Raw genomic sequence first — 6,203 nt, 5'->3', positions numbered from 1 at the left:
CCGACCCCAAGCCCTACGTCTGGACCAAGACCGCAGACGAGATCCTCGAACGCCTCGCCAGTTATCTGAACAGAATTCCCGACTCAGAAGACTAGGGACGCAGCGCGCGCAGCAGCAGGTCGGCGAGGTGATCGGCGACCTGCTGCGGGGTGAGCGGGCCGTCCGCCCGGTACCAGGTGGACAGGTGGTGGACGGACCCGAAGTGGTAGTCCACCACCAGGTCGGCGGGGGTGGCGCTGGAGAACACACCCGTACGCTGGCCCTCCTCGACCAGCGCCCGGAAGCGCTCGTGGTAGCGCCGGCGCTCCGCCCTCACCTGCTTGGACTTCTCCGGGCTGAGCTGGTGCATCGACCGGAAGAAGATCATCGCGTCGTCGAGGTTCTCGATGGTCGTGACGACCACGTCGGCGGCCGCGGTGCGCAGCCGCTCCTCGACGGGCGCGTCGGAATCGGCCACCGCGTCCAGGCGCTGCTGCTGGAGCCGCAGCATCCGCGCGTACACCTCGTGCAGCAGATCGTCCTTGGACCCGAAGTAGTGGTAGAGCGCGCCCTTCGTGACACCGGCCGCCTCGACGATCTCCTGGACCGAGGTGCGGTCGTATCCGCGCTCGGCGAACAGCCGGGTGGCGACGGCCAGCAGCCGCTGCGGTACCGGGGCCTCGTGCGTGCCTGCGGGTTCCGTGGTCCGTGCCGCCATGGCGCTGACCTTCCCTTCCTCGTTCCTGCCTGGTCACGGCGACCAGCTGTACGACCGTCCGACTGTTTTCAGCCGCGCTCGCGCAGTTCCCGTCGCAGGATCTTGCCACTGGTCGTCTTCGGAAGGACAGGCAGGATCTCGACCCGGCGCGGGTATTTGTACGCGGCGATGCGCTCGGCACAGTAGGCGGCGAGCTCAGCGGGCTCCACCGAGGTGCCGGGACGCAGGCTCACGTACGCCTTCACGCTCTCCCCGCGGTACGCGTCGGGGACGCCGACCACGGCGGCTTCGCGGACGGCGGGGTGGGTGTAGAGCACGTCCTCGACCTCCCGCGGCCAGACCTTGAAGCCGGAGGCGTTGATCATGTCCTTCTTGCGGTCGACGACGTAGAGCCAGCCGTCGGGGTCCATGAATCCGACGTCGCCGGTGCGCAGTTCGCCGTCCGGGAAGGCCTTGGCGGACTCCGCGGGCAGGCCCCAGTAGCCGGGCACGACCTGGGGGCCGCGGACGGCTATCTCGCCGGTCTCGCCGAAGGGGACCTCGGCGCCCTGCTCGTCGAGGATCCGGACCACGGTGTCGGCGCCGGGCAGGCCCACGGAGAGGGTGCCGGAGGCGGGGTCGACCGGGGCTTCGAGGTGGACGGGCACGCTGGCGCACGGGGCGGTGCACTCGGTGAGGCCGTAGCCGTTGCGGAGGTAGAAGCCGAAGGCGGTGCGCAGGCGCCCGACGAGCGCGGGCGGGAGCGGGGCGCCGCCGGAGGAGATCACCTGGAACGAGGCGAAGTGGTCCGGGGTGGCCCCGGGGTGGGCGGCGAGGGCCATGAAGGCGGTGGCCGGGCCGACGGTGTAGGCCGGGCGGTGTTCGAGGAAGGCGTCGAGGACGGCGCCGGCGTCGAAGCGGTGGGCGAGGACCAGGGTGCCGGCGTTGACGAGGCAGGCGGCGAGCTCGCAGACCATGCCGGTGATGTGGAAGAGGGGCGCGAGGGCGAAGTAGGTGGCGCCCTCGGGCAGGGGGTGGGAGGTCACCTGCCGGACGGCGTTGTAGGTGAGCGCGCCGTGCGGGTTCATCGCGCCCTTGGGGGTGCCACTGGTGCCGGAGGTGTAGCTGATGAGGGCGGTGTCGGCGGCGGTGAGGGACGGTTCGGCCGGCGCGGGTCGCCTGCCGCGGGCCACGGTGAGGAGGTCGGCGGTGCCGAGGGCGGAGGTGGCGGGATCGGCGGCGGTGTCCGCGGCGGCCGGCAGCTCCCGGTCGGGCACCGCGTCCGGCGCGGCCGGCGCGGCCGCCTGGGCGGGCACGAACGGCCGGGCGGGGGCCGCGGCCCGGTCCGCCGCCGGGCCGAAGACGCGCGGGTCGTTGCGCGTCTGGAAGTCCAGGTCCGACGCGGTCAGCACGGTCCGCACGGCGCTGTCCCGCGCGGCCTCGCGCAGGTACGCCGTCCACGCGCCGCCGTCGCAGACCAGTGCGGCGGCCCCGGAATCGCGGAGGATGTGCCCCACCTCGCCGGATTTGTACATGGGGTTGAGCGGGACGACGACGGCTCCGGCCTTCCATGCCGCGAGGACGGCGAGCACGAAGTGCGGGGTGTTCTGCAGCATGACGGCGACCCGGTCCCCGCGGCGGATGCCGCGCGCCGCGAGGTGGCCGGCGACGGAGTCGGAGAGCGCGTCGGCCTCGGCGTAGCCGATCCGGCCGTCGAAGTAGGCCAGGGCGGTGCGTTCGGGGGCCCGGGCGACGGCCTCGCGGAAGGCGTGCAGCACGGTGGGCGGCGGTGCGACGGGCGCCCGCTGGGCCGCGGCGAGCAGCCCGAGCCACGGCTTGGCGGCATACCGGGAGGCGTGCCGGGAGGAGGTCACCGGGACTCCCATTTCTGCTGGAGGTGGTTCATGCCGCTCAGCCAGCGGTCCGGCTCGGTGGCGCGGGCGGCATAGAAATCGGCGACCTCGGGGTGCGGGAGGATCAAGAACCGGCCCTTCTCCATGCCGTCGAACAATGCGTCGGCGACCGCTTCCGGCTCGATCGCGGTCGGCGCGAGCACGAGTTCGCCCGCCGAGCCCGCGGCGGTCAGCATGTCGGTGCGCACCCCTTGCGGGCAGATGGCGTGGACCTGGACCCCGCGGTGGCGGTAGGTCAGCGAGAGCCATTCGGCGAAGGCGAGCGCACCGTGCTTGGTGACACTGTACGGGGCCGCTCCGATCATGGTCAGGAGCCCGGCGGCCGAGACGGTGGACACGAAGCGGCCGCTCTCCCGCTCCAGCCAGTCCGGCAGCAGCAGTCTGGCGGCGCGGACGTGGGCCATGACGTTGGTGTCCCAGGCCGCTTCCCAGACGGCCTCGTCGGCGAAGGCGTCGCCGCCCGAGGCGAGCCCGGCGTTGGCGCAGTAGACGTCGACCGTGCCGCCGAGGGCCTCGCGGGCCTCGGCCACGACCGCCGAGGCATCGCCCGGAACCGGGATCGCCCGGGCGCCGATGGCGGCCGCGACCGCGGCGGCCTTGGCCGGGTCGAGGTCGTTGACCACCACCCTGGCGCCCTCGGCCGCGAAGCGGTGGGCGAGGGCGGCGCCGATGCCGCCGCCCGCGCCGGTGACGACGACTCGCTGGTCCTGGTACGCGCTCACGGGGTCCACCTCTCGTGCGGCCGGATGCCGGATCGCGGGCAGACTAACCGGTCGGTATGTCAGGAGGAAAGGGGCGCGGCCCCTAGCGTGGCGGGATGACGCTGTCGCGACGCGGGGTGCTGGGGCTGGCGGGGGCCATCGGATCGGCGGGCACCCTGGGAGCGGCCGGGCCATCCAGGTCCGCCGGGACCACCGGGACCACCGGGACCACCGGGACCGGGGACGGGAAGGTCGTCGGGGCGGCGGCGGCCGGCCGGGTGTGTACCGGCTTCGAGCGGCTCGCCGCGGACGGGTACGCCGCACTGGCCGGGCAGAAGGTCGGGGTGGTCACCAACCCCACCGGGATCGCCGCCGACGCCCGGCACCTGGTCGACGTACTGCACGCGGACGAACGGGTCGATCTGGTGGCCGTGTTCGGGCCCGAGCACGGCTTCCGCGGAACGGCGCAGGCGGGCGACTCGGAGGGGGCTTCCCGGGATCCGGCGACCGGGCTGCCGGTGTACGACACGTACGGCAAGAGCGGGCAGAAGCTCGCGGACGTGTTCACGGCGGCCGGGGTCGACACCGTCGTCTTCGACATTCAGGACGTCGGGGCGCGCTTCTACACCTACATCTGGACCCTCTACGACTGCATGCGCGCGGCCGCGCTCGCCGGCAAGGCGGTGGTGGTGCTGGACCGGCCCAATCCGGTGGGCGGCCGGCGGGCCGCGGGGCCCGTACTGGAGCGGCCGTACGCGAGCTTCGTCGGCCGGGAGCCGATCGCCCTCGCGCACGGGATGACGGCGGCCGAGCTGGCCCGGCTCTTCAACGGCGAGTTCCTGACGGACCGGCCGCTCAGGCTGACGGCGGTGGCGATGTCCGGGTGGCGGCGGGAGACGTTCTTCGGGGAGACCGGGCTGCCCTGGGTGCCGCCGAGCCCGAACATGCCGACTCCGGACACGGCTCTCGCGTACGCCGGTACCTGTCTGTTCGAGGGGACGAACCTCTCCGAGGGGCGCGGGACGACCACGCCCTTCGAGGTGGTCGGTGCGGAGGGGATCGACCGGCGGTGGGCGGAGGCGGCGAATGCGCTGGGGGTGCCCGGGGTGTGGTTCCGGGAGGCGTACTTCACGCCGACGTTCTCCAAGCACGTGGGGAAGGTGTGCGGCGGGGTCCGGCTGATCGTGCACGACCGGGAGGCCTTCGACCCGGTACGGGCCGGGATCGGGCTGCTGATCACGGCGCGGCGGGTGTGGAGCGGCTTCGGCTGGCGCGCGGACCACTGGATCGACCGGCTGACCGGCTCGGACCGGGTGCGGACACTGGTCGACGCGGGGGCGGACGTGGACGAGGTCATGGGTGACTGGGCGGCGGGACTGGCGCGCTTCGGGGCGGTACGCGAGGGGTATCTGCTGTACCCGTGATCCGACCGCGTCGGGGGGCTGGCCGGGCGGGCCCCGCAGCAGGATGCTGACTGCACCGGAGGCACGGCGTGAAGGGGGACGTCATGGCGGACATCGGTGGCGGATTCGGATTCGGAATCGGGGCCGGGGTCGGGGCCGGGGTCGGGGTCCGGCCGTACGCGGAGCTGACCTTCGACTCCGAAGGGGACGTGGACCGGGTCACGCAGGGGATGGTGTCCCGGATGGAGGCGACCGACCTGCTGGTCTTCGCGCACGGCTGGAACAGCGACCGGTCCACGGCGACGCGCCTCTACGACCGGTTCTTCGCGCCCTTCGAGGGGCTGGTGGGGTCGGGGGTGCGCCTGGGGTACGTGGGTGTCGTATGGCCCGCGATGCGCTTCTCCGACGAGCCGATACCGGACTTCGACGCGCCGGGCGCCCTCGCGGAACCGGGCTTCGGCAGCGCACTGGACCCGCTCACCCGCCGGGCGCTCGGGGAGTTCTGGCCGGAGCGGCGGGCGGAGCTGGACCGGGTGGCGGAACTGCTGGAGGAGCGGCCGGATTCGGCGGCCGCCTTCATCGAGTTCGGCGCCCTGGTGCGCGAGTTGGCGGGGGTGGACGCGGTGCCCGCGGCGGTCGCACCGTCGGTACCCGCGATCTTCACGGACGATGTGCTGGAGGTGTGCCGGGCCCTTTCCGTCGCTCTGGCCAGGGCGGGCACGCCGGGTACTCCGGGTACTCCGGGTACTCCGGAGGCGGCTGCCGCAGCGGGCCCCGGCGGTCCGGGCCTCACGGCCGGCGGCGGGCTGCGCGGCCTGTGGGGCGGCGCCAAGGAACTGCTGCGGCAGGCGACGTACTACAAGATGAAGAAGCGGGCGGGCGTGGTCGGCGAACGCGGCCTCGGCCCCGTGCTGGCCCAGCTGGCCGCCGCCCGCCCCGCCCTGCGGTTCCATCTGATCGGGCACAGCTTCGGGGCGCGCGTCGTCTCCTTCTCCTTGCGCGCGGTGCCGGACCGGGCCCGGTACGTGAAATCCGTGACCCTGCTCCAGGGAGCCTTCTCCCACTACGCGTTCGCCGACCGGCTGCCGCACGACAAGGGCAACGGCGGGGCCCTGCGCGGGCTCCAGCGCCGGGTCGACGGGCCGGTGGTCGCCTGCCACTCCCCGCACGACTCGGCCCTCAAGGTCTTCTACCCGCTGGCCTCCCGGATGGCAGGGGATTCGGCCGGACTGCTGGGTTTCGACGAGCGGTGGGGCGCCATCGGACACGACGGGGTCCAGGCGGTCCCGGGCGCGCCCCGGCTGAGCCTCGAGACCGCCCTGCGCGAGGGGATGCCCGCGGCCGGTTGCGTCAGTGTGGACGCGGGCTCCGTGGTGCGGCGCGGCGGCGCCCCGTCGGGGGCGCACAGCGACATCTGCCACGAGGAACTGGCACGGGTGGTGGTGACCGCGGGGCGCATGGGGCGCTGAGTTCTGGCCATGTGCCACCCGCACGCCTCGACCGCCCCCGC

5 protein-coding genes are annotated in these 6,203 nt (G+C 73.6%); 2 read left to right on the top strand and 3 right to left on the bottom strand.

Annotation, left to right across the window (positions count from 1 at the left end):
* Positions 1-91 precede the first annotated feature (91 nt).
* The 3 genes from ACFY04_RS36245 to ACFY04_RS36235 all read right to left on the bottom strand — a co-directional run bounded on the left by ACFY04_RS36245 (position 92) and on the right by ACFY04_RS36235 (position 3,311).
* Positions 92-697: a TetR/AcrR family transcriptional regulator gene (locus ACFY04_RS36245; RefSeq protein WP_030010409.1), complete on the bottom strand. Its 606-nt coding sequence runs from the start codon at positions 695-697 to the stop codon at positions 92-94.
* Between the two features lie 68 nt (positions 698-765).
* Complete coding sequence (locus ACFY04_RS36240) at positions 766-2,562, bottom strand: class I adenylate-forming enzyme family protein (protein ID WP_389123741.1); 1,797 nt, start codon at positions 2,560-2,562, stop codon at positions 766-768.
* Positions 2,547-3,311 carry an SDR family oxidoreductase gene (locus ACFY04_RS36235; protein ID WP_389123739.1) on the bottom strand — a complete coding sequence of 255 codons (765 nt, stop codon included), beginning with the start codon at positions 3,309-3,311 and terminating at the stop codon, positions 2,547-2,549. Before ACFY04_RS36235 ends, ACFY04_RS36240 begins: the two co-directional genes overlap by 16 nt.
* A gap of 95 nt (positions 3,312-3,406) precedes the next feature.
* Here ACFY04_RS36235 and ACFY04_RS36230 point away from each other — a divergent pair, with 95 nt between their 5' ends.
* Entirely contained in the window at positions 3,407-4,714 is a 1,308-nt protein-coding gene (locus tag ACFY04_RS36230; protein WP_389123738.1) for an exo-beta-N-acetylmuramidase NamZ domain-containing protein, read from the top strand.
* Between the two features lie 83 nt (positions 4,715-4,797).
* Positions 4,798-6,162: a serine-threonine protein kinase gene (locus ACFY04_RS36225; RefSeq protein ID WP_389123736.1), complete on the top strand. Its 1,365-nt coding sequence runs from the start codon at positions 4,798-4,800 to the stop codon at positions 6,160-6,162.
* Positions 6,163-6,203 lie beyond the last annotated feature (41 nt).

Source organism: Streptomyces sp. NPDC001549 (assembly GCF_042894025.1).
Classification (GTDB): domain Bacteria; phylum Actinomycetota; class Actinomycetes; order Streptomycetales; family Streptomycetaceae; genus Streptomyces; species Streptomyces kutzneri.
The sequence above is the reverse complement of the archived record's forward strand: the minus strand, read 5'-3'. Positions and strand labels throughout refer to the sequence as shown.

Excerpts from the sequence above, each read along its gene's own strand:
- ACFY04_RS36225 (WP_389123736.1), top strand. The coding sequence starts at position 4,798 with ATGGCGGACATCGGTGGCGGATTCGGATTCGGAATCGGGGCCGGGGTC.
- ACFY04_RS36240 (WP_389123741.1), bottom strand. The coding sequence starts at position 2,562 with ATGGGAGTCCCGGTGACCTCCTCCCGGCACGCCTCCCGGTATGCCGCC.
- ACFY04_RS36230 (WP_389123738.1), top strand. The coding sequence starts at position 3,407 with ATGACGCTGTCGCGACGCGGGGTGCTGGGGCTGGCGGGGGCCATCGGA.
- ACFY04_RS36245 (WP_030010409.1), bottom strand. The coding sequence starts at position 697 with ATGGCGGCACGGACCACGGAACCCGCAGGCACGCACGAGGCCCCGGTA.